We start from the raw sequence: 22088 nt of genomic DNA on the forward strand, positions 1-22088 counted from the left end.
TGCTCCCGGGAGGTGTCACGAAGAGCAATGCAACAGTTCACCTGCGTGTCCGTCAAGCAGAAGCTGAAGTGCGCCGGTTCGCGCCGCGACGGCCACGTGCTTCGATCCAGCGTGCGAGCGCGGTCAACAGAAGGCACATCACGATGTAGATCGGGCCGATCACGAGCACCACGGGGATGTAGGGGAAGCCCGCGGCGTTGATCGGCTGGCTGGCGATCTTCTTGCCCATGAACAACAGTTCGCTGTAGGTGATGACGAAGCCGAGCGAGGTGTCCTTGAGGGTGACGACCAGCTGGCCGATCATCGAGGGCAGCATCGAGCGGACGGCCTGCGGCACCAGGATCGACATCATCACCTGGGTCTTGCGCATGCCGAGCCCGTACGCCGCCTCGCCCTGGCCGCGCGGGACGGCGTTGACGCCGCTGCGGATGATCTCGGCCTGGACCGCCCCGTTGTAGAGGCTGAGGCCGAGCACCAGCGCCCACATCGGCTGCTGGGCGAAGAAGGCGTAGTAGAGCCCGACGATCAGGATCAGCAGCGGCATCGCCCGGAAGAACTGGGTGAAGGCCGTGCAGAACCAGCGGACCGGCCGGTGGTCGGAGAGCTGACCGGCCGCCAGCAGCGCGCCCAGAGTGAGCGAGAAGGCTGCCGCGAGCCCGAAGGCCTCCAGGGTGGACAGCAGGCCGTCCACGATCTGCTGCTGGACGAAGGTGTACTGGAAGGCGTCCCAGAGGCCGGCGTCGAACTGGCCGTTGTCGTTCAGCGCGCTGAAGACGTACCAGAGGAGACCGGCGATGCCGAGCACCGAGAGGACGCCGAACATGCGGTACCGGGTACGGGCCTTCGGGCCGGGGGTGTCGTAGAGGACACTCGCCGACGCCTGACGACTCAGAATACTCATCGGGCCACCGCCAGTCGGGATTCCAGGAAGCGGAAGAACGTGGCGACCGTGGCGCTGATCAGCAGGTAGGCGCAGGCCACCCAGAAGAAGATGGCGAAGATCGAGTAGCCGCGCTCGGAGAAGGTCTGCTGGGCGCTGTACAGCTCGGGGACGCTGAACGCGCCGGCGATCGCCGAGTTCCTGGGCAGGGCGATGAACACGCTGCTCATCGGGCCCAGGACGGTCCGGGCGGCCTGCGGCAGGACGACCAGGGTGAGGGTCTGGCCGAAGGTCATGCCCAGGCTGCGGGCGGCCTCCGCCTGGCCCAGCGGCACGGTGTTGATGCCGGAGCGGATGACCTCGCAGACGAACGAGGCGGTGTACCCGCCGAGCGCCAGCACCGCGAACGCCAGGTGGCTGAAGTGCACGCCCAGCGGCGGCAGGCCGAAGGTGACGGCGAAGAACAGCAGGGTCAGCGGGGTGTTGCGGAAGAGCGTCACCCAGGTGGTGCCGAAGGCGCGCAGGACCGGCACCGGGGAGACCCGGAAGGCCGCCAGCAGGGTGCCCAGCAGCAGGGCGAGAAGAGCGCTGAGCGCGCTCACCTCGATCGTCTGTAGGAAGCCGTCGCGGAACAACGCGAAGTTGTCGTCCTCGAACAGGAACCCCATCCGGCGGCCCTCCTCTCAGTTCATGGTCGGGAGTCGACGTACGGCGGGCGGATCAGTAGCGCTCGAGGGCCGGGACGTCCGGCGCCGGGGAGCCGGAGGCGCCCAGGGTCGCGTCGTAGGCCTTCTTCCAGTCGCCGTTGTCCTCGTGGGCCTTGAGGGCGTCGCTGATCGCGTCGCGCAGCGCCTTGTCGTCCTTGTTGAGGCCGACGCCGTAGTTCTCCTTGGTGAACGGCTTGCCGACCACCTTGAGCTTGGGGCTGTACTTGGAGGCGTAGCCCTTGAGGATCGCGTCGTCGGTGGTGACCGCGTCGACCTCGCCGGACATCAGCTTCTCGACGCAGGCCGAGTAGGTGTCGAACTGGGTGACCTTCGGGTTGTACTGCTGGATGTTCTTGATCGAGGTCGAGCCGGTGGCGGTGCAGACGTTCTTGCCGCCGGTGCTCTCCGGGCCGGTGATCGTGGTGTTGTCGGCCTTCACCAGCAGGTCCTGGCCGGCGATGTAGTACGGGCCGGCGAAGGAGACGCTCTTCTTGCGCTCGTCGTTGATGCTGTAGGTGCCGACGTAGAAGTCGATCTGGCCCTTGGCGATGGCCGGCTCGCGCTGCGAGGAGACCAGGGTCTGCCACTTGATCTGCTGCGGGGTGAAGCCGAGGTCGGCGGCGATCATCTTGGCGATCTCGATGTCGAAGCCGCTGCGGTCGCCGCTGGCGACGTCCTCCCAGCCGAGGTTCGGCTGGTCGGCCTTGGCGCCGATGATCAGCTGGCCGCGCTTCTTGGCCTCGGCGAGGATCGCGGAGTCCACCTTGACGTCGGTCTTGACCGTGTAGCTCGGCAGCTTCGGGGCGCCGGCGCCGCTGCTCGCGGCGGTGGCGCCGGGGGTGCCGTCCTTGCCGCAGGCGGCGGTGGCGGTGAGCGCGACGGCACAGAGCGCGACGGCGAGGGTGCGGGACGTCCTCATGAGGGTTCTCCTGGGGCTGGGCCGCGGTGTCAACCGGGCTCTGGCGTCTGGAAGGCGTGCACGGGCGGGGCGGGCCGGCACTGCGGCCGGGGGCGGTCCCGCCGGTCTCGAAGCGTCAGTGGTGGAGGATCTTCGAGAGGAAGTCCTTGGCGCGCTCGGAGCGCGGCGCGGTGAAGAAGGCGTCCGGGGTGTTCTGCTCGACGATCTTCCCGTCGGCCATGAACAGGACCCGGTTGGCGGCGGAGCGGGCGAAGCCCATCTCGTGGGTGACCACGACCATCGTCATGCCGTCCGCGGCGAGCTGGCGCATGACCTCCAGCACCTCGTTGACCATCTCCGGGTCCAGCGCCGAGGTGGGCTCGTCGAAGAGCATCACCTTGGGCTTCATCGCCAGCGCGCGGGCGATCGCCACGCGCTGCTGCTGGCCGCCGGAGAGCTGGGCCGGGAACTTGTCCGCCTGCGCGCCGACGCCGACCCGCTCCAGCAGCTCCCGGGCGGTCTTCTCGGCCTGCGGGCGGGGCACCTTGCGCACCTTCACCTGGCCGATGACCACGTTCTCCAGCACGGTCTTGTGCGCGAACAGGTTGAAGCTCTGGAACACCATGCCGACCTCGGCGCGCAGCCGGGCCAGTTCCTTGCCCTCGTCGGGCAGTGGCCGGCCGTCGATCGTGATCGCGCCGGAGTCGATCGTCTCCAGCCGGTTGATCGTCCGGCAGAGCGTCGACTTGCCCGAGCCGGACGGGCCGATCAGCACGACCACCTCGCCCTGGGCGATCCGGAGGTCGATGTCCTGCAGGACGTGCAGCGCACCGTAGTGCTTGTTGACGTTGCTCAGCACGACCAGTGGGGCGGCTGCGGGGGTGGAGTCCTCGACCGGGCTCTCGGTCATCGCGCCTGCTCCCTCTGTCGTCGAATCACGCCTGTCCGAGAAGTCTCAACTCCCTTGACAGGCAATGGTGGTACGGATCCGGGGGCCGAGGCCGGCGGAGCCGCGGCCCCCGGTGGGCCGACCTTAGGAGCCATGACCGCGCGCCGTCAGCCGATCTGAGCGGAACTTGAGGATCACGAAACGGCCACACGGCGCTCGCACGCTGTTCGCGCGGGCGCCGACGGGGCATGTCACAGCGGGAATCCGCTCCGGTGCTCCCCGTTCCCCCCGGGCCCGGTGCGCGGTCGAACCTGGCGCCGGGCCGTTCGCTGGCCCATACTGCGCAGGACCGGGACCTGAACGATCGGCCCGGTGATCATCGGTGATCACGTGGGGGAAGGAGGAGGACAGGATGCGACTGCTGCTCGTCGAGGACGACGAACGCGTGGCCGCCGCGCTGGTCGCGGTGCTGGGCCGGCACGGCTTCCAGGTCCGGCATGCCCGCAGCGGGCACGAGGCGCTGGACGCCCTGGTGCCGGACGGCAACGAGCCGTACCGCGTGGTGCTGCTCGACCTCGGACTGCCCGACCGCGACGGCTTCGAGGTGTGCAGCCGGATCAGGGCCGGCAGCGGCGTGCCGGTGATCATGGTCACCGCCCGCGCGGACGTCCGCTCCCGGATCCACGGCCTCAACCTGGGCGCCGACGACTACGTCACCAAGCCGTACGACATGGGCGAGCTGCTCGCCCGCATCCACGCCGTGGCCCGCCGCGGCGCCGCCCCCGCCGCGGTGGCGGCGCCCGCGCCCGACACCGTGCCGCAGCAGCGCGGCCCGCTGGAGTCCCGCGGCATCCGGATCGACCGGGAGCGCCGCCGGGTCAGCGTGGACGGCCGCGACGTGCCGCTCACCCGCAAGGAGTTCGACCTGCTCGCACTGCTCGCGCAGAGCCCCGGCGTCGTCTACCGGCGCGAGCAGATCTTCAGCGAGGTCTGGCGCAGCGGCTGGGAGGGCAACGGGCGCACCCTGGAGGTGCACATCGGCTCGCTGCGCAACAAGCTGGCACTGCCCGGCCTGGTCGAGGCCGTGCGCGGGGTCGGCTACCGGCTGATCCCCGACTGCCCGGCGCCCGCCGCGGCCGAACCGGCCCCGAGCGCCCCCGCGGAGCACTGACCGCACGTGCGCACCCGCCTGCTCGGCATCCTGATCGCCCTCATGCTCTGCGTCCTGGCCGCCCTGGGGCTGCCGCTCGCGGCGGCGGTCGCTGCGGCCGAGCAGACCAAGGTGGTCGTCGACCGGCTCGACGACGCCGCCCGCCTCGCCCAGGACCTGCCCACCTCCGGCGCCGCCGACTCCGCCCGCAAGGGCGACCCGGAACCCGCCCCGGGCGACGGCAGCCGGCAGCGCGCGATCGAGGCCGAGGTCCGCCGCTACCACGACCTGTACGGCGTGCGCCTGGGCATCTTCCAGCGCGACGGCGTTCCGCTCGCCGTCGCCCCGGACGACTGGCGGGTGCCCTCCGGGGGCTGGGGCGCCCAGGCCTTCCAGGAGGCACTGGACGGGCGGCGCAGCCACAACCCGCCGCAGGTCTGGCCGTGGACGCCGGACCGGACGATCACCGTCGCCGCCCCCGTGGTGCGCGACGGCGACGTGGTCGCGGTGGTGCTCAGCGAATCCCCGGCCCAGGCGCTGCGCACCCGGGTGGTGCACAAGTGGCTGGTGATCGGCACGGGCGAGGCCGCCGCGATGATCGTCGCCGTGCTGCTCGCCGTCCGGCTCACCGAGTGGGTGCTGCGCCCGGTGCGCACCCTGGACCGGGCCACCCACGACATCGCCACCGGCCGGATGGCCGCCCGGGTCGCCCCGGGCGGCGGACCGCCCGAACTCCAGCGGCTGGCCCGCTCCTTCAACGAGATGGCGGACCACGTGGTGCTCGCCATGGACCAGCAGAAGGCCTTCGTCGCGGACGCCTCCCACCAGCTGCGCAACCCGCTGTCGGCACTGCTGCTGCGGGTCGAGCTGCTCGGCCTGGAACTGCCCGAGGGCCACGAGGAGGAGCTCAGCGGCGTACGGGAGGAAGGCGCCCGGCTGGCCCGGGTGCTGGACGACCTGCTCGGCCTGGCCACCGCCGAGCACGCCCGCCCCGAACCGGAGCGCACCGACCTCGCCGAGCTCACCCTGTCCCGGGTGGACGCCTGGCGGCCGGTGGCCGAGCAGCGCGGGATCGGGCTGCGCTGGGACGGCCCGGCGCTGGCGATCGGGATGGCCGACCCGATCGGGTTCGGCTCGGCCCTGGACGCCGTGGTGGACAACGCGCTCAAGTTCAGCCCGGCCGGCAGCGAGGTGCGGCTGCGGGTGACGGTGCGCCGGGACGAGGTCGCGGTGACCGTCACCGACGCCGGGCCCGGTCTCACCGAGGACGAGCTGTCCCGGGCCGGGGACCGGTTCTGGCGCAGCACGCGGCACCAGAACGTGGACGGTTCGGGGCTCGGGCTGTCCATCGCCCGCACCCTGCTGGCGGCCGGCGGCGGCACGCTCGGCTTCGCGCCGGTCAGGCCGACCGGGCTCGCGGTGACGCTGGCGGTGCCCCGGCCGGAGAAGTAGCCGCCGGGGCACGCCCTGCGCCTACGGCTTCACCGGGCGGCGGCCGCGCGCTACGGCTTCACCGAGCGGTAGTAGCGGGCCGCGCCGGTGTGCAGCGGGAGCGGGTCGGTGTAGACGGCGGTGCGCAGGTCGACCAGCTGGGCCGCGTGCACCTGGGCGCCGATCTGGTCGCGGCTGTCGATCACCGCGCGGGTCATGCCCTCGACCAGGCGCGGGTCCGCGTCGTCCAGGGTGATCAGCAGGTTGGGCACGGCCACCGTGGCGACGGCGTCCTTGGGCTCGGCGTTCGGGTACGTCCCCTTGGGCATGGTGGCCGCCCGGTAGGCGTCGGTGCCGCCGCCCTCGGCCTTGTGCAGGGCCTCGGCGAGGTCGCTCAGCGGCACGACCCGGATCGGGAAGTGGTCGGAGAGGTCGGTGAGCGCGCTGGTGGGCAGGCCGCCGGACCAGAAGAAGGCGTCCAGCCTGCCCGCGCGCAGGTCGTCGGCGGCCTCGCCGATCCCCTTCGGCACCGGGACGATGTCGTGGTCCGGGTCCAGGCCGGCCGCGCCCAGCAGCCGCTTGGTCACCAGGTTCACCCCCGACTGCGGCAGGCCGACGCCGACCCGCAGGCCCTTGAGGTCGGCGGTGCGGCGCACCGGGGAGGAGGCCGGGACGATCAGCTGCAGGTAGTCGTCGTACAGCCGGGCGATGGCCCGCAGCTTCTCCTTGCCCTGGCCCTGGTAGTCGGCGACCGCGTCGGCGGTGGCTATCGCGAAGGCGTCCCGGCCCCTGATCACCCGGGTGAGGTTGTCGATCGAGCCCTCGGAGTTGTCCAGGGCCAGCCGCACCCCGGGCATGGTCCGGGAGACGTGGGCCTGGAGCAGCTGCCCGTACCGGTCGTAGACGCCGCGCTGCACGCCGGTGGCGAAGCGGACCTCGCCGCGCGGGTACCCGGGCGAGCGGCCCGCCGACAGCCACCAGCCGCCGAACCCGGCCACCAGCAGTACCACCACCAGCACCGTGCGCCACAGCGGGCTCCGGGCCGCGGTGCGGACGGCGGCGCCGAGACGGGACGCAGTGGTGGGGGTCATGCAGGGATACTGCCAGGCGCTCCGGCCGAACGGGAGTGGAACGGGTGGTGGAAGCTCAGGGAAAAGCCCTTCGCCGCTGCCCGTACCCTGGTCTGGTGAGCGGTGAGAGCGGATTGAAGAGCTACAAGGTCGTCACGCACGGCTGTCAGATGAACGTCCACGACTCCGAGCGGCTGTCCGGCCTGCTGGAGGACGCGGGGTACGTCAAGGCCGGGCCCGAGGGCGACCCGGACCTGGTGGTGTTCAACACCTGCGCGGTGCGCGAGAACGCCGACAACAAGCTGTACGGCAACCTCGGCCAGCTCGCGCCGGTCAAGACCCGCCACAAGGGCATGCAGATCGCCGTCGGCGGCTGCCTGGCCCAGAAGGACCGCGAGAGCATCGTCAAGCGCGCCCCCTGGGTCGACGTGGTCTTCGGCACCCACAACATCGGCCACCTGCCGGCGCTGCTGGAGCGGGCCGCGGTCGAGCGCAGGGCCCAGGTCGAGATCCTGGAGTCGCTGGAGACCTTCCCCTCCACCCTGCCGACCCGCCGCGAGTCCGCGTACGCCGCCTGGGTCGCCATCTCGGTCGGCTGCAACAACACCTGCACCTTCTGCATCGTCCCCGCGCTGCGCGGCAAGGAGGAGGACCGCCGCCCCGGCGACGTCCTCGCCGAGATCGAGGCGCTGGTGGACGAGGGCGTCATCGAGGTGACCCTGCTCGGCCAGAACGTCAACGCCTACGGCTCCGACCTGGGCGACCGCGAGGCCTTCTCCAAGCTGCTGCGCGCCGCCGGGCAGATCGAGGGCCTGGAGCGGATCCGCTTCACCTCGCCGCACCCCCGCGACTTCACCGACGACGTGATCGCCGCGATGGCCGAGACGCCGAGCGTGATGCACCAGCTGCACATGCCGCTGCAGTCCGGCTCGGACCGCGTCCTCAAGGCGATGCGCCGCTCGTACCGGCAGGACCGTTTCCTCGGGATCATCCGCAAGGTCCGCGAGGCGATGCCGGACGCGGCCATCTCCACCGACATCATCGTGGGCTTCCCCGGCGAGACGGAGGAGGACTTCGAGGAGACGATGCACACCGTCCGCGAGGCCCGCTTCACCAACGCCTTCACCTTCCAGTACTCCAAGCGCCCCGGCACCCCCGCCGCGGACATGGCGGACCAGGTGCCGAAGGAGGTCGTCCAGGCCCGCTACGACCGGCTGATCGCCCTCCAGGAGGAGATCTCCTGGGAGGAGAACAAGAAGCAGGTCGGCCGCACCCTGGACATCCTGGTCGCCGAGGGCGAGGGCAAGAAGGACGATCAGACCCGGCGGCTCTCCGGACGCGCCCCCGACAACCGGCTGGTGCACTTCACGAAGCCGGACGAGCCGGTGCGCCCCGGCGACGTGGTGACCGTCGAGATCACCTACGCCGCCCCGCACCACCTGCTCGCCGAGGGCCCGGCGCTCGCGGTGCGCCGCACCCGCGCCGGCGACGCCTGGGAGAAGCGCCAGGCCGCGCCCGCCGCCAAGCCGGCCGGAGTGATGCTCGGGCTGCCGAAGATCGGCGCCCCGGCCGAGCTGCCGCTGGCCGCGCCGGCGGGCGGGGCCTGCTGCGGCGACTGACCCGCGGGTGTTCCGGGCGGCCCGGCGGGAGCTTCGGCTCCGGCCGGGCCGCCCGGCTTCTTGGCTAGAGTGATTCACATGCTGGTAGCCGCCGCCGTGTGCCCCTGTCCGCCGCTGCTCGTCCCCGAGGTCGCCGCCGGGGCCGCGCCCGAGCTGGACGCCCTGCGCACGGCCTGCGACGAGGCGCTGGCGGCGCTGGTCGCGGCCGGGCCGCAGCTGGTCGTGGTGGTCGGCACCGGGCCGACGGCCGAGGTCTGGACCGAGGGCGGAGCCGGCTCCTTCCGCCGCTACGGGGTGCCGCTGGTCGCCAAGCTGCCCGGCGACCGGGTCGAGGGGCCGGAGCTGGCCCCCTCGCTGACCGTCGGCGCCTGGCTGCTGGAGCGCGCCGGGGTGACCCTGCCGACGCACGCCTGCGCGGTGCCCGCCGACGCCCCCGCCGACCGGATGCTCGGCCTCGGCCAGGGCCTGGCCGGCCTGGCCGAGCGGGTCGCCCTGCTGGTGCTCGGCGACGGCAGCGCCTGCCGCTCGGTGAAGGCGCCCGGCTACCTGGACGAGCGGGCCGAGGGCTTCGACACCGCCCTGGCCGCCGCCCTGGGCACGGCCGACCTGCCCGCCCTGGCCGCGCTGGACCCGGGGCTGGCCGCCGAGCTCAAGGCCGACGGCCGGGCGCCCTGGCAGGTGCTGGCCGGCGCCGCGGAGGGCGCCGGCCTCACCGGGCGGCTGGGCTACCAGGAGGCGCCGTACGGGGTCGGGTACGTCGTGGCGTCCTGGTCCTAGCCGGTCGGGGCCGCCGGACCGGCCAGGACCGGGACCGCGGGGTCAGGACCGCGGAGTCAGGACCGAGGGGGCTGCCCCTCGTCGCCCGGCTTGGGCTTCTGGGCGAAGTCGCCGACCGCGTCCTTGGCCTTCTCGGCGCCGTGCTCGATCTTGTCGCTGTACTTGCCCTTGGTCGCCTTGTCGATGGCCCCGCCGGCCTTGTCCACGGCCTTCTCGATCTGGTCGCTGTGCTTGCCCGCGAACTCGCCGGCCTTGCCCTTGAGCTCCTCGGCCTTGCCCTTGAGGTTGTCCATCAGGCCCATGACGATCTCCTTCATCCGCTGTTCCCCGCACAACGAGCGGGCCGGGCAAAGCGTTCGCAAAACGGGCCCAAGCCGGGGAAACGGCCGGAAAATGTCCGGGAAACAGTCATATCGTCGCGCAGTCGCGGGCGGGCGGCAGCCCGGTCCCCGGTGGCCCGGCGGTTTTGGGAGACTGGAACGGTGAGCAGCTCCCGTACCCCGCATGTCGCCCCTCCCCGTGTGGTCTGCGTCGTCGGCGCGACCGCCGCCGGCAAGTCCGACCTGGCCGTCGCCATCGCCCGCAGCCTCGACGGCGAGGTGATCAACACCGACTCGATGCAGCTGTACCGGGGCATGGACATCGGCACCGCCAAGCTCACCACGGCCGAGCGCGGGGGAGTGCCGCACCACCTGCTGGACGTCTGGGACGTCACCGAGGCCGCCAGCGTCGCCGAGTACCAGCGGCTGGCCCGGGCCGAGATCGACCGGCTGCTCGCGGCCGGCCGCACGCCCGTCCTGGTCGGCGGCTCCGGGCTGTACGTCCGGGCGGCGATCGACGAGATGGAGTTCCCGGGCACCGACCCGGAGGTGCGGGCCCGGCTGGAGGCCGAGCTGGAGCTGGTCGGCCCGTCCGCGCTGCACGGGCGGCTGGCCGAGCTGGACCCGGCGGCCGCCGAGGCGATCCTCACCAGCAACGGCCGGCGGATCGTCCGCGCCCTGGAGGTCATCGAGATCACCGGGCAGCCGTTCACCGCCAACCTGCCGAGCAACACCGCCGTGTACGAGGCGGTGCAGATCGGCGTCGCCGTGCCGCGTCCGGAGCTGGACGAGCGGATCGCGCTGCGGGTCGACCGGATGTGGGAGGACGGACTGCTGGACGAGGTGCGGGAGCTGGAGAGGGCCGGGCTGCGCGAGGGCAGGACCGCCTCCCGGGCGCTCGGCTACCAGCAGGTGCTGGACCACTTCGCCGGGGAGTGCACCGAGGACGAGGCCCGGGCCGAGACCGTCCGGGCGACCAAGCGATTCGCCCGGCGTCAGGAGTCCTGGTTCCGCCGCGACGACCGCATCGAATGGCTCTCCCGGCCGGCCGGAACCGACCCCGTCGAGCTGCTGGAACGATCCCTCGAACTGATCGGCCGTCAGGCGGTTCCGGCCGTACAGGACGGGTTTTTGGCCAATCCGGCGGTGCACCTGCGCGCGCAGGCGACCGTGCAGGACGAACCGGCGGTCACGGCCCGATCACGTGATGGCCACGGATCACCCGTCGACCCCGGTCAGGCCCGGAACGCCTCTCTGGACATGCCATCATCGATGCCGTAGGGGTCGGCCGAAACGGGCCGACCGTGCCCGGCCGCGAGTCCGCTCGTGTCGAACTGTCAGGGGAGGCCGCGTGTCGACGGGTACCGGCCCCGAATCCGGCCAGGGCGGAAGTGTCACCGCGCCGGCCGAGGAGTTCGACGAGTCGACGATGGGTGACCTCCCCGTGCTGACCGGGCTGGAGGCGCCGACCTCCTACGCGGCCGCGGTGCCCGCCCTGGACACCCGCACGCCGCCCGACGCCGCGGTGCACGAACGGGAGATCCGTCCGCTGCGCCGGCTGCGCTGGTGGCAGACGCTGCCGATCGCCCTGCTGGGCACCCTCGGCTCGCTGATGTTCGCCTTCCCGCTCGCCTTCGGCTCGGCCGGGGCGCGCGCCACCATGGTCGGGATGCTCGGGCTGCTGTTCACCGCCGCCTCGATGGGCTGGGGCGCGATGGCCGCCCGGCACGCCGGCTACAAGTGGCCGGGGCTGCCGCGGCGGGGTTCCGGGCAGCGGGCCGGCTGGAAGGCAATCGCGGTCTACACCCTGATCGCGCTGGCCGCCTGCGCGCTCGCGGTCTGGCGGGTCGCCTACCTGCGCTGAGCGCCTCCCGCCGGGAGCACCTCCGCGGTGCCTCCCGCTCCGGGAGCCTCCCGCCCCGAGCGGGCGGGTCGCCGCTCAGTACCATCGGAGGGGTGAGCGCATCCTCTCCCCAGCAGGGCGGCATCCCCTTCTTCAAGGGGCACGGCACCCAGAACGACTTCGTCATCGTCCCGGACCCGGACGGCGCGCTGGAGATCGGTCCCGAGACCGTCGCCGCGCTGTGCGACCGGCGGGCCGGCCTCGGCGGGGACGGGCTGCTGCGCGTGGTGCGCGCCGCCGCCGACCCGGCGGCCGCGGCGATGGCCGACCGGGCCGAGTGGTTCATGGACTACCGCAACTCGGACGGCAGCGTCGCCGAGATGTGCGGCAACGGCCTGCGGGTCTTCGCCCGCTTCCTGGTCGAGGCCGGCCTGGCCGAGCCGGGCGAGCTGGCCGTCGCCACCCGCTCCGGGGTGCTCACCGCGAAGGTCGCCGAGGCCGCCGAGGACGGCACGCCCGGCGACGTCACCATCGACATGGGCCGGGCCCGGCTGCCCGGGCCGGACGGCATCGAGGTCGCGGTCGGCGAGCGGCGCTGGCCGGCCCTGAACGTCAACATGGGCAACCCGCACGCGGTGGCCTTCGTGGAGAGCCTGGACCACGCCGGCGACCTGTTCGCCGCGCCGCTCACCAGCCCCGCGAGCGCCTACCCGGAGGGCGTCAACGTCGAGTTCGTGGTGGACCGCGGGCCGCGGCACGTCGCGATGCGGGTGCACGAGCGCGGCTCGGGCGAGACCCGCTCCTGCGGCACCGGCGCCTGCGCGGTGGCGGTGGCGGCCATCCGCCGGGACGGCGCCGACCCGGCGGTCACCGGCGAGTCGGTCGCGTACACCGTGGACGTGCTGGGCGGGCGACTGGTCATCACCGAGCACCCGGACGGCCGGGTGGAGATGACCGGGTCGGCGGTGATCGTGGCCGAGGGGCGGCTGGACGGGCACTGGTGGGAGTCGGTGCGCTGAGGCCTGCGGCCCGGTTTGCCCAATTCGTGTGGTGACGAATCCCCCCGATCGGGTGATACCGGTCGCGGACGGGAATCAGGGCGTCGCGGAACGTGCTCTGCTCGGTAGCATGGACCACCGGGTCGATCACCCCATGGGGAGGGGTGTCGAGATCACCCCCTCGGACGGGGCGGCGCCCGGCGACCGTTGCCGGAGGTGCCGATGACCATCGAAGCCGGGCAGTCCCTGACGGGGCAGCCGACGACCGTACGGCAGGCCGGGGCCAGGCGGCCCCTCGGGGAGCTCGGCCGGGCCGCTCTCGGCCGGGCCGGGCGGGCCGCGTTGCTGGCCACCGGCCGGCCGCCGGTGCCGGACGCCCTGGAGCCGCTCGTCCAGGTCCACCGCCGGCACCACCCGCAGGCCGACCTCGGCCTGCTCGCCCGGGCGTACCGGCTCGCCGAGGCCAGCCACCGCGGCCAGAAGCGCAAGAGCGGCGAGCCGTACATCACCCACCCGCTGGCCGTGACCATGATCCTGGCCCAACTCGGCGCCGGGACGACGACCCTGGTCGCCTCGCTGCTCCACGACACGGTCGAGGACACCGAGTTGACGCTGGACCAGGTGGGCGCCGGGTTCGGGCCCGAAGTCGCCTACCTGGTCGACGGGGTGACGAAGCTGGAGAAGGTCGACTTCGGCGCCGCCGCCGAGGCCGAGACCTTCCGCAAGATGCTGGTCGCCACCGGGGACGACGTCCGGGTGATGGTGATCAAGCTGGCCGACCGGCTGCACAACATGCGCACCATCCGGCACATGAAGCCGGCCAGCCAGGTGCGGATCGCCAAGGTCACCCGGGACGTGCTGATCCCGCTGGCCGAGCGGCTCGGCATCCAGGTGCTCAAGGCGGAGCTGGAGGACATCGTCTTCGCCACCCTGCACCCCGAGGAACACGCCCGCACCCGCGCCCTGATGACCGGTCACGAGGCCGAGCCGGACACCCTGCTGGAGCCCTTCGCCCGGCAGCTGGCCCGCCAGCTGGCCGAGGCCGGGGTGACCGCCGAGGTGACCGTCCGCCCCCGGCACTGCGTCTCGCTGCACCGGGTGCTGCTCCGCCGGGCCGCCGTGCCCGGGCCGGACGGCCGGCCGCAGGGGCCGCGGCCGGCCGACTTCGGGCGGCTGCTGGTGGTGGTCGAGGAGAACGCCGACTGCTACGCCGTGCTCGGCGAGCTGCACACCTGCTGGACGCCGCTGCCCGGGGAGTTCAAGGACTTCGTGGCCGCGCCCAAGTTCAACCTCTACCAGTCGCTGCACACCGCCGTGGCGCTCAGCGGCGGCGCGGTGGTCGAGGTGCTGGTCCGCACCCGGCGGATGCACGAGGTGGCCGAGACCGGGGTGGTCGCGCTCGGGGACCCGTCCCCGGCCGGAGCCGTGCAGGACGCCGACGAGCTGGACCGTACCGACCCGGCCCGCCCGGGCTGGCTCAGCCGGCTGCTGGAGTGGCAGCAGGAGACGCCCGATCCGGACGCCTTCTGGTCCGCGCTCACCGCCGACCTGGCCGGCGACCGCGAGATCACCGTGGTGACGGAGAGCGGCGAAACGCTTCAGCTGAGGGCCGGCGCCACCTGCGTGGACGCGGCCTACCTGCTCGGCGAGGAGACCGGCCACCGATGTATCGGGGTGCGGGTCAACGGGCGGCTCACCGCCCTGTCCACCGTGCTGGAGGACGGCGACCAGATCGCGGTGCTCACCGAATCCCCCCCGGCCGGCGGCGGCCAGCCCTCCGGCCCCGCCCCCGAGTGGCTGGCGCACGCCCGCACCCCGGGCGCCCGGCTGGCCATCGAGCGCTGGCTGGCCGACCACCCGGCCCGGCAGCCGGTGGTCCGCACCGGCCCGACCGGCGGCCAGCCCGCCCCGCCCGGGCGCCCGACCGCCGAGCGGCGGGCCGCCCCGGTCGCGGTGGCCGGCCGGCCCGGGGCGCCGGTCCGGCTGGCGCGCTGCTGCACCCCGGTGCCGCCGGACGAGGTGGCCGGCTATCCGATCCGCGGCGGCGCGGTCGCGGTGCACCGCACCGGCTGCCCGGCGGGGGAGCGGATGCGCGCGGACGGGCGGGCCGAGCTGGAGGTCCGCTGGCGGCCGGAGGACGCCCCGGCGACCGGGCACCGGGTCACCCTGCGGGCCGAGGCGCTGAACCGGCCCCGGCTGCTCGCCGACCTCACCGCCGCGATCTCCGGAGCCGGCGCCGGCGTCGGCATCGTCTCGGCCGAGGTCGAGCCGCCGCAGGAGTCCCGGGTCCGGCACACCTACACCGTCGAACTGCCCGAGCCGGCCGCCCTGCCGCGGCTGATGCGGGCGATGCTCAAGGTCTCCGGGGTGTACGACGTGAGCCGCCCGCAGGCCCCGGACGGCGGCCGGGAACCGGGGGAGCGGCCGCTCGGCCCGGCGGCCCGCGGAAAACGGGGATGACCGGCCCGCGGAAATGGGGATGACCGGCCCGCGCCGGGCGTGCGACCATCATGGGGAATTCACGGCCGGTCCACGGCGTTGTCCGGGCACAGGAGCCCGGGTCTCATCCGAGGACCCGAGGGGCAGCTCACCCCCGCCCGGACGGTAACCGGGGCGGCAGCTGGGCAGACTCCGTACGGGAGCGCGGAAGCGGTCCCCGAAGGCCACCCGTACCAGCGAGCCAAAGGACAGAATGACCTCCACGTTCGACACCCGCGACCACGCCGACGCTCCGCGCCGCCTCGACGGTCGGCGGGCGGAAGCCCTCATGGACGAGGACCTCGCGGCCATCGACGAGGACCTCGGCCACCACTACGACGGCGACCAGTACGACCGCAGCGAGCGAGCCGCCCTGCGCCGTGTCGCCGGCCTCTCCACCGAACTCGAAGACGTCACCGAGGTCGAGTACCGCCAGCTCCGTCTGGAGCGCGTGGTGCTCGTCGGCGTCTGGACGGACGGCACGCTGGAGGAGGCGGAGAACTCGATGGCCGAGCTCGCCGCGCTTGCCGAGACGGCCGGCTCCCAGGTGCTGGACGGCGTCATCCAGCGCCGCGACAAGCCCGACGCGGCCACCTACATCGGCTCCGGCAAGGCGAAGGAACTGCGCGACATCGTCGCCGCCAGCGGCGCCGACACCGTCGTCTGCGACGGTGAGCTCACCCCCGGCCAGCTGATCCACCTGGAGGACGTGGTCAAGGTCAAGGTCGTCGACCGGACGGCCCTGATCCTGGACATCTTCGCCCAGCACGCCAAGTCCCGGGAGGGCAAGGCGCAGGTCTCGCTCGCGCAGATGCAGTACATGCTGCCGCGCCTGCGCGGCTGGGGTCAGTCGCTGTCCCGGCAGATGGGTGGCGGTGGCTCCGGCACCTCGGGCGGCGGCATGGCCACCCGTGGTCCCGGTGAGACCAAGATCGAGACCGACCGGCGCCGGATCCGCGAGAAGATGGCGAAGCTCCGCAAGGAGATCGCCGACATGAAGAAGGGCCGCGACACCAAGCGCCAGGAGCGCAAGCGCCACCAGGTGCCGTCCGTGGCCATCGCCGGGTACACCAACGCCGGCAAGTCCTCGCTGCTCAACCGGCTCACCGGTGCGGGCGTCCTGGTGGAGAACTCGCTGTTCGCCACCCTGGACCCGACCGTGCGCCGGGCCGAGACCCCGAGCGGGCGGCTCTACACCCTGGCGGACACCGTCGGCTTCGTCCGGCACCTGCCGCACCACCTGGTCGAGGCCTTCCGCTCGACCATGGAGGAGGTCGCCGACGCCGACCTCATCCTGCACGTGGTGGACGGCTCGCACCCCGAGCCGGAGACGCAGCTGGCCGCCGTCCGCGAGGTCATCGTCTCGGTCGACGCGCAGAACGTGCCGGAGATCGTGGTGATCAACAAGGCGGACGCCGCCGATCCGCACGTGCTCCAGCGCCTGCTGCGCCGCGAGCCGCACGCCATCGTGGTGTCGGCCCGCAGCGGCGCGGGGATCGAGGAGCTGCTGCAGCTCATCGACGACGAGCTGCCGCGTCCGGCGGTCGAGGTGCGGGCCCTGGTGCCCTACACCCAGGGCGCGCTGGTCTCCCGGGTGCACGCCGAGGGGGAGCTGCTCTCCGCCGAGCACACCGGCGAGGGCACCCTGCTGCACGCCAAGGTGCAGGCCGAGCTGGCCGCCGAGCTGGAGTACTTCGCGGTGGCCCTGCAGGGCTGAGGCCGGAGCGAACGAAGGGCCCCGGGACGGTTCGCCGTCCCGGGGCCCTTCCCGTGCCCCGCGGGGGCTACCGGACGTTCTTGGCGAAGTAGTCGAAGGCCTGCTTCGCCTGGTCGTGCAGGGAGGGCCCGGCCTGGTAGCCGGCCGGGTTGCGGTTGCCGACCGCGCCGACGCTGATCAGGTTGGGCTTGCCGTCCCTGATGACGAACCAGCCGCCGCCGGAGGCGCCGGCCGTCATGGAGCAGCCGATCACGTACATCGGCGGGCGGGTCCGGTCGAAGGAGAGCCGCCCGGGCGCGGCCGGGGAGTCGCAGTGTTCGAGCTCCAGGCCGTCGAACGGCCGCTCGGCCGGGTAGCCGTAGGCGGCGGCCGCGGTGATCTGCTCGCGCGGGGCGTTGAACCAGATCGGCACCGAGCCGCCGACCGTCTCCTCCAGGGACCTGCCGGAGCCGTCCTCGCCGCGCACCCGCAGCACGCCGTAGTCGTACTGGTTGCGGGCACCGACGCCGCTCTCCTGGCGCCAGGTCGGCGAGACCAGCGCGCGCACCGCCGTCCACCGGCCGTACGGGGCGGCCTGCTGGTCCGGGTTCGGTTTGCCGTGGACCACCCGGCCGTCCCGGTTGAAGGCCGGGACGAACACCAGGTTCTTCAGCCAGCCGCCGCCCTTGCCGTCGTGCAGGCAGTGCGCGGCGGTGTAGACGAGGTTGCTGCGGCCGGGGTTGACCGGGTCGGAGACCACGGTGGCGGAGCAGGCCGCGTCGCCCTGCGGCGTGGTCATGAAGAGCCGGCCGACCACCGCGCCGGCCTGGGCGTACGGGTGCGGCAGCGGCTGGGCCGGGACGGCGGCCGGCGCGGCGTCCTGTTCGACACCGGCCGCCGCGGGGGCGGTCAGGGAGTACTCCGGGGTGGGCCGGGGCTTGGCGGTGTCCATCCGGGCGGCCGTCCAGAAACCGGGCGCCGCGTCGCCGGCGAAGGCGCTGTCGGCGACGTAGCGGTCCCAGTCCTCCACCTTCCAGCCGGTCAGGTCGCCCAGGCTGGTGGGCGCGGAGCGGGGCAGGGCGAGGGGCGCGGTGGCGGGCCGGGCCGGGCCGTCCGGGCCGCACCCGGCGGCGCCCAGCGCGAGCGCGGCGAGCAGCGCGGCGCCGGCCGCCCTGGCCCGGCGCCGCCGGCTGGTGGTTGTCGGCATGCTGGCTCGTCCCCCGTGCTGTGCTGGTGGTCCCGTGCCGCCCCCCGGCGGCGGCTGCTTCCCTCGTACGGCTGCTACTTCTTCTTCGAGATCCAGTCCAGTGCCTGCCGGGCGACCGCCTCCAGGTAGGGGCCGCTCAGCGAGGTGTGCTCCTGGGTGCCGATCGAGGTGTTGCTGACCAGGGCGGTCCTGCCGTCGGGCATGGTGGCGAACCAGCCGCCGCCACTGGCGCCCTGGGTCATGGTGCAGCCGATGGTCAGCATCGTCGGGCGCTTGGCGTCGAAGGAGAGCCGGGTCGGCTTGCCGCCGTCGCACTTGTACAGCTCCTGGCCGTCGAACGGCTTGACGAGCGGGTAGCCGACGGCCGAGACCCTGAGCTGGTCGCGCGGCGCGTCGAACCAGACCGGAACAGCCGAACCGACCGTCTCCTCCAGGGACTTGCCGGTGTCGTTCTGGTTGCGCACGCGCATCACCGCGAAGTCGTACTGGTTGGCGGCGTCGCCGCTGCCGCCGCCCTCGACCATCCACTGCGGCGAGGCGGTGACCTGGTCGGCCCACCAGGTGCCCAGCGGGGCCAGCTCGGACAGCGGGGCCCGCTTGCCGCCGCTGGAGGCGCCCGAGTTGTTGTAGGCGGGCACGAAGACCAGGTCCTTGAAGAAGTTGCCGCCCTTGCCCTCGTGCACGCAGTGGCCGGCCGTCCAGACCAGGTTGCTCTTCCCCGGGTGCTGCGGGTCGGTGATCACCGTCGCCGAGCAGTTGCCGCGGCCGCCCTGGGCGGAGAAGAACACCTTTCCGGAGGGCTGCTTCGTGTACGGGCGGGGCACCGCCAGGGCCTTGACCACCGGGGGCTCGGGGTCGGTCACGCCGTCGTCGGTGGACGGCGCGGGGGTGGCGGGGGCGGGCTTGGCGGCGGGCGGGGCCGGCTCGGCGGGCTTGGAGTCGCCCATCTTGTCCGGGTCCCAGAAGTCCTTCACCACCGGGTTGTTGAAGACGTGCGTGGACGCCCACTTGTCCCAGTCCTCGAACTTCCACTTCTTCAGGTCGTCCCAGCTCCTGGGCAGTCCCTCCAGCAGGCTGGTCGGCAGCCCGGACGGGAGGGTGATTCCGCCGATCGCCCCGCCCGCGCCCGCGGCCTGGGCCGCCGCGGAGGAGGGCGGCGGCGCGGGGCTGGTCCCGACGCCCGCCGGGCCGTCGGGTCCGCAGGCGCTCACGGCGAGCAGGGTGCCCGCGGCCAGGGCGGCGGCCAGGGCTGACCGGTGGATCGTTGGCATCTGTGCGCTTCCCCCTGTGCTCGGGCGGTGGGTGCTGGGCGGTGCCGGGTCACCGGGTGGTCCCGGCTCGCCGGACGGTGCCGCGGTGGGCGGCCGCACACCGGGGCGGTGGGTGCCCGGCCGGTTCGCGGTGCGGCGGTCCGCCGTCGTGGAGTCTTCCATCGCACAGGAGGACGGCGGTGCCCGCCCCCCGGGTTGCGGCGCCGGCCGGAGGTCACCGATCCGTGATCCGGGCCCGGCCGGTGCACCGGCCCAGCAGGGCATCCGGTCCCGAATGTGCACAATCGCCGATTCTCACCCGGACGAGTGAGCGCTCCTTGTGATCACCCGTCATGGATAGGTAACCCTTACCTGACGCGACGGTGCGAGTGCCCGCCGATCCCCTCCACCACAGTGCGCGTCCGCACCCCCACGCGCCCCAAGGAGCAGCCTTGAGCACCGCCCTCACCGGAGCCCCGCCCGTACCGCCGCCCACCGCGGCACGGGCCTTCGGACACGACCTGCTGCTGCACCCCGACCCGGCCGTCGCCGCCGAACAGGCCGGACTGGAGGCCCTGCTGCGCTGCTGGACGCGGGAGACCGGAGCCCGGCCCGGCCCGGACGGCCGACTGCGGATCGCCGTCCTCGGCGGGGCCGCCCGGCTCACCGCCCCGGTCCGCTACTGGTCGCCCGGCGGCTGGCACCGCTTCGGCCCCGCCACCCTCGCGGCCGGCGAGGGCGGCGCCGAGGCCCCGGTGGACGCCGTCACCGCCGCCGCGCTGCTCGCCGCCGCGGCCGCCGAACGGCCCGACCCCGGGCAGGTCGCCGACCTGGCCGGCCGGGTCGCCGACTCGGTCGTGCGCACCGCCGAGATCCTCGCCCACCGCCGCACCGCCGCCGTACCCGGCGGGCCGGAGCGCTCGCACTTCCTCGCCGCCGAACAGTCCCTGCTGCTCGGCCACCCGCTGCACCCCACGCCCAAGAGCCGCGACGGCCTCGGCCCCGCCCAGAGCGCCGCCTACTCGCCCGAACTGCACGGCTCCTTCCAACTGCACTGGTACGCGGTGGACCGCGAACTGCTCGCGGCCGGCTCCGCCGTCGCCGAGAGCGCCGAGCAGCTCACCGCCGGCCTGCTCGACGGCGGCCCGGCGCTGCCGCCCGGCACCGCCGCCGTCCCGCTGCACCCCTGGCAGGCCCGCGAACTCGCCCACCGCCCGGCCGTCGCCGCCCTGCTCGCCGACGGGCTGCTGCACGACCTCGGCCCGGCCGGCGAACCCTGGTACCCCACCTCCTCGGTGCGCACCGTCTACCGGCCCGGCACCCCGTGGATGCTCAAGCTCTCGCTCGGCCTGCGGATCACCAACTCCCGCCGGGAGAACCTGCGCAAGGAACTGCACCGCGGCCTGGAGATGCACCGGCTGCTGGAGAGCGGGCTGGCCGCCGAGTGGCGGGCCGCCCACCCCGGCTTCGACATCGTTCGCGACCCCGCCTGGATCGGCGTCGACCACCCCGACCTCGGCGACCCCAACGGCCTGGACACCGTGCTGCGCGCCCAGCCCTTCGCACCCACCGACCGCGCGCTGTGCGTGGCCGGGCTGGTCGCCGAACAACCGCTCGGCGGCGGCGACACCGTGCCCTCCCGGCTCGGCGACCTCCTGCGGGCGCTGGCCCTGCGCTGCGCCCGCCCGCTGCGGACGGTGGCCGCCGAATGGTTCCTGCGCTACCTGGACGCGGTCGTGCTGCCCATCCTCTGGCTGGACGGCCGGGGCGGCATCGCCCTGGAGGCGCACCAGCAGAACAGCCTCGTGCTGCTGGACGCCGAGGGCTGGCCGTGCGGCGGCCGCTACCGCGACAACCAGGGCTACTACTACCGGGAGAGCGCCGCCGGCACGCTCGCCGCCCGGCTGCCCGGGCTCGGCACGGACAGCGACACCTTCCTGCCGGACGAGGTGATCGACCACCACTTCGCCTACTACCTCGGCATCAACCACGTGCTCGGCCTGATCGGCGCCTTCGGCTCCCAGCGGCTCGCCGACGAAACGGTGCTGCTGGCGGCGCTGCGCCGGTTCCTGGCCGGTCCGCGGGCCGCCGCCACCGGCTCGGCGCTCCCCGCCCTGCTGCTGGACGCCCCCACACTGCCCTGCAAGGCCAACCTGCTCACCCGGATCAACGGCATGGACGAGCTGGTCGGCCCGGTCGCCAGCCAGTCCGTGTACGTGGACATCCCCAACCCGGTGGCGGGCGCCTGATGCCGCACGAGCTGCCCGGGCGGGCACCGGTGCCCGCCCCGGCGGGCGAGTTCCGGCTCGGTCCGGTGCCCACCCCGGCGGGCGAGTTCCGGCTCGGCCCGGTGCTGCTGCCCGCCGACCTGGCGCTGCTCGCCGGCTGGATGAACGACCCGGAGGTCGACGCCTTCTGGGAGCTCGCCGGGCCGCCGGAGGTCACCGAGCGGCACGTCCGGGCCCAGCAGGACGGCGACGGCCGGAGCCTGCCCTGCCTCGGCCTGCTCGACGGCGAGCCGATGAGCTACTGGGAGGTCTACCGCGCCGACCTCGACCCGCTCGCCGCGCACTACCCCGCCCGGCCGCACGACACCGGCGTGCACCTGCTGCTCGGCCCCGCCGCCAGCCGCGGCCGAGGGCTGGGCGCCGTCCTCCTCGCCGCCCTCGCAGAATTGATTCTTCGTGGGAATCCGCGCTGCGAACGGGTGGTGGCCGAGCCGGACGTCCGCAACCGGCGGTCCGTCCGGGCCTTCGAACGGGCCGGATTCCGAGCCGCCGCCGAACTCGACCTGCCCGGCAAGCGCGCCGCCCTGATGGTCCGCGACCGGGCCGACGGGCCCGCCGCGCAGGCCCAACTCCCCGCCTAGGAAACC

General features: G+C 73.6%; 18 protein-coding genes and 1 pseudogene. 11 read left to right on the forward strand and 8 right to left on the reverse strand.

Annotated elements, in window-relative coordinates; genetic code table 11:
* Positions 1-52 precede the first annotated feature (52 nt).
* From ACFVVA_RS30970 to ACFVVA_RS30985, 4 genes are all read right to left on the reverse strand, one after another.
* Positions 53-901, reverse strand: coding sequence for an amino acid ABC transporter permease (locus tag ACFVVA_RS30970; RefSeq protein ID WP_387694067.1), 849 nt, complete (start codon positions 899-901; stop codon positions 53-55).
* Entirely contained in the window at positions 898-1548 is a 651-nt protein-coding gene (locus ACFVVA_RS30975) for an amino acid ABC transporter permease (protein ID WP_387694068.1), read from the reverse strand. Before ACFVVA_RS30975 ends, ACFVVA_RS30970 begins: the two co-directional genes overlap by 4 nt.
* A 52-nt stretch (positions 1549-1600) precedes the next feature.
* Positions 1601-2506 (reverse strand): glutamate ABC transporter substrate-binding protein, encoded by a 906-nt coding sequence (locus ACFVVA_RS30980; protein ID WP_387694069.1) that lies wholly within the window; start codon positions 2504-2506, stop codon positions 1601-1603.
* 115 nt (positions 2507-2621) lie between these two features.
* Positions 2622-3395: an amino acid ABC transporter ATP-binding protein gene (locus ACFVVA_RS30985; protein ID WP_359907100.1), complete on the reverse strand. Its 774-nt coding sequence runs from the start codon at positions 3393-3395 to the stop codon at positions 2622-2624.
* 391 nt (positions 3396-3786) lie between these two features.
* On the opposite strand from ACFVVA_RS30985, the gene ACFVVA_RS30990 reads away from it, so the two are divergent.
* Both ACFVVA_RS30990 and ACFVVA_RS30995 read left to right on the forward strand, forming a co-directional pair.
* The gene (locus ACFVVA_RS30990; protein ID WP_387694070.1) at positions 3787-4545 is read left to right on the forward strand and encodes a response regulator transcription factor; all 759 of its coding nucleotides are present in this window, start codon (positions 3787-3789) and stop codon (positions 4543-4545) included.
* 6 nt (positions 4546-4551) lie between these two features.
* Positions 4552-5976, forward strand: coding sequence for a sensor histidine kinase (locus ACFVVA_RS30995; RefSeq protein WP_387694071.1), 1425 nt, complete (start codon positions 4552-4554; stop codon positions 5974-5976).
* Positions 5977-6026: 50 nt separating this feature from the next.
* Here the strand turns inward: ACFVVA_RS30995 and ACFVVA_RS31000 are convergent, their stop codons facing one another.
* Complete coding sequence (locus ACFVVA_RS31000) at positions 6027-7046, reverse strand: TAXI family TRAP transporter solute-binding subunit (protein WP_359907091.1); 1020 nt, start codon at positions 7044-7046, stop codon at positions 6027-6029.
* 95 nt (positions 7047-7141) lie between these two features.
* Here ACFVVA_RS31000 and miaB point away from each other — a divergent pair, with 95 nt between their 5' ends.
* Both miaB and ACFVVA_RS31010 read left to right on the forward strand, forming a co-directional pair.
* Positions 7142-8644 carry a tRNA (N6-isopentenyl adenosine(37)-C2)-methylthiotransferase MiaB gene (miaB, locus tag ACFVVA_RS31005; protein ID WP_387694072.1) on the forward strand — a complete coding sequence of 501 codons (1503 nt, stop codon included), beginning with the start codon at positions 7142-7144 and terminating at the stop codon, positions 8642-8644.
* Between the two features lie 78 nt (positions 8645-8722).
* A complete protein-coding gene (locus ACFVVA_RS31010) occupies positions 8723-9421 on the forward strand; it encodes a class III extradiol dioxygenase subunit B-like domain-containing protein (RefSeq protein ID WP_387694073.1) in 699 nt (232 codons plus the stop codon).
* A 56-nt stretch (positions 9422-9477) separates the two neighbouring features.
* Here the strand turns inward: ACFVVA_RS31010 and ACFVVA_RS31015 are convergent, their stop codons facing one another.
* Entirely contained in the window at positions 9478-9738 is a 261-nt protein-coding gene (locus tag ACFVVA_RS31015; protein WP_359907083.1) for an antitoxin, read from the reverse strand.
* 165 nt (positions 9739-9903) lie between these two features.
* Between ACFVVA_RS31015 and miaA the strand changes: the two are divergent.
* The 5 genes and pseudogenes from miaA to hflX all read left to right on the forward strand — a co-directional run.
* Positions 9904-10842: pseudogene (miaA, locus tag ACFVVA_RS31020) on the forward strand (tRNA (adenosine(37)-N6)-dimethylallyltransferase MiaA); the annotation flags it as partial.
* Positions 10843-11092: 250 nt separating this feature from the next.
* Positions 11093-11605, forward strand: coding sequence for a hypothetical protein (locus tag ACFVVA_RS31025; RefSeq protein WP_387694074.1), 513 nt, complete (start codon positions 11093-11095; stop codon positions 11603-11605).
* A gap of 92 nt (positions 11606-11697) precedes the next feature.
* Complete coding sequence (dapF, locus tag ACFVVA_RS31030; RefSeq protein ID WP_387694075.1) at positions 11698-12603, forward strand: diaminopimelate epimerase; 906 nt, start codon at positions 11698-11700, stop codon at positions 12601-12603.
* A gap of 201 nt (positions 12604-12804) precedes the next feature.
* Positions 12805-15042, forward strand: a complete 2238-nt coding sequence (locus ACFVVA_RS31035) for a RelA/SpoT family protein (RefSeq protein WP_387694076.1) — start codon at positions 12805-12807, stop codon at positions 15040-15042.
* Between the two features lie 232 nt (positions 15043-15274).
* Positions 15275-16777 (forward strand): GTPase HflX, encoded by a 1503-nt coding sequence (gene hflX, locus ACFVVA_RS31040; protein ID WP_387694077.1) that lies wholly within the window; start codon positions 15275-15277, stop codon positions 16775-16777.
* Between the two features lie 67 nt (positions 16778-16844).
* Here hflX and ACFVVA_RS31045 read toward each other — a convergent pair whose 3' ends face one another.
* Together ACFVVA_RS31045 and ACFVVA_RS31050 are read right to left on the reverse strand one after the other, a co-directional pair.
* Positions 16845-17963: a trypsin-like serine peptidase gene (locus ACFVVA_RS31045; protein WP_387694078.1), complete on the reverse strand. Its 1119-nt coding sequence runs from the start codon at positions 17961-17963 to the stop codon at positions 16845-16847.
* A gap of 74 nt (positions 17964-18037) precedes the next feature.
* A complete protein-coding gene (locus tag ACFVVA_RS31050; protein WP_387694079.1) occupies positions 18038-19234 on the reverse strand; it encodes a trypsin-like serine peptidase in 1197 nt (398 codons plus the stop codon).
* 431 nt (positions 19235-19665) lie between these two features.
* Here ACFVVA_RS31050 and ACFVVA_RS31055 point away from each other — a divergent pair, with 431 nt between their 5' ends.
* Both ACFVVA_RS31055 and ACFVVA_RS31060 read left to right on the forward strand, forming a co-directional pair.
* Positions 19666-21462, forward strand: coding sequence for an IucA/IucC family protein (locus ACFVVA_RS31055; RefSeq protein ID WP_387694080.1), 1797 nt, complete (start codon positions 19666-19668; stop codon positions 21460-21462).
* Positions 21354-22082 (forward strand): GNAT family N-acetyltransferase, encoded by a 729-nt coding sequence (locus ACFVVA_RS31060; RefSeq protein WP_387694113.1) that lies wholly within the window; start codon positions 21354-21356, stop codon positions 22080-22082. Before ACFVVA_RS31055 ends, ACFVVA_RS31060 begins: the two co-directional genes overlap by 109 nt.
* The last annotated feature ends 6 nt before the right edge of the window (positions 22083-22088 follow it).

It is taken from the genome of Kitasatospora sp. NPDC058048 (assembly GCF_042885555.1).
Classification (GTDB): domain Bacteria; phylum Actinomycetota; class Actinomycetes; order Streptomycetales; family Streptomycetaceae; genus Kitasatospora; species Kitasatospora lactacystinica.

What these genes read in the sequence shown, in the direction of transcription:
- ACFVVA_RS31035 (WP_387694076.1), top strand. Translation starts at nt 12,805, where the DNA reads ATGACCATCGAAGCCGGGCAGTCCCTGACGGGGCAGCCGACGACCGTA.
- ACFVVA_RS30990 (WP_387694070.1), top strand. Translation starts at nt 3,787, where the DNA reads ATGCGACTGCTGCTCGTCGAGGACGACGAACGCGTGGCCGCCGCGCTG.
- ACFVVA_RS30980 (WP_387694069.1), bottom strand. Translation starts at nt 2,506, where the DNA reads ATGAGGACGTCCCGCACCCTCGCCGTCGCGCTCTGTGCCGTCGCGCTC.
- ACFVVA_RS31045 (WP_387694078.1), bottom strand. Translation starts at nt 17,963, where the DNA reads ATGCCGACAACCACCAGCCGGCGGCGCCGGGCCAGGGCGGCCGGCGCC.
- ACFVVA_RS31050 (WP_387694079.1), bottom strand. Translation starts at nt 19,234, where the DNA reads ATGCCAACGATCCACCGGTCAGCCCTGGCCGCCGCCCTGGCCGCGGGC.
- ACFVVA_RS30985 (WP_359907100.1), bottom strand. Translation starts at nt 3,395, where the DNA reads ATGACCGAGAGCCCGGTCGAGGACTCCACCCCCGCAGCCGCCCCACTG.
- ACFVVA_RS30970 (WP_387694067.1), bottom strand. Translation starts at nt 901, where the DNA reads ATGAGTATTCTGAGTCGTCAGGCGTCGGCGAGTGTCCTCTACGACACC.
- ACFVVA_RS31015 (WP_359907083.1), bottom strand. Translation starts at nt 9,738, where the DNA reads ATGAAGGAGATCGTCATGGGCCTGATGGACAACCTCAAGGGCAAGGCC.
- hflX (WP_387694077.1), top strand. Translation starts at nt 15,275, where the DNA reads ATGACCTCCACGTTCGACACCCGCGACCACGCCGACGCTCCGCGCCGC.
- ACFVVA_RS31010 (WP_387694073.1), top strand. Translation starts at nt 8,723, where the DNA reads ATGCTGGTAGCCGCCGCCGTGTGCCCCTGTCCGCCGCTGCTCGTCCCC.
- ACFVVA_RS30975 (WP_387694068.1), bottom strand. Translation starts at nt 1,548, where the DNA reads ATGGGGTTCCTGTTCGAGGACGACAACTTCGCGTTGTTCCGCGACGGC.
- ACFVVA_RS31000 (WP_359907091.1), bottom strand. Translation starts at nt 7,046, where the DNA reads ATGACCCCCACCACTGCGTCCCGTCTCGGCGCCGCCGTCCGCACCGCG.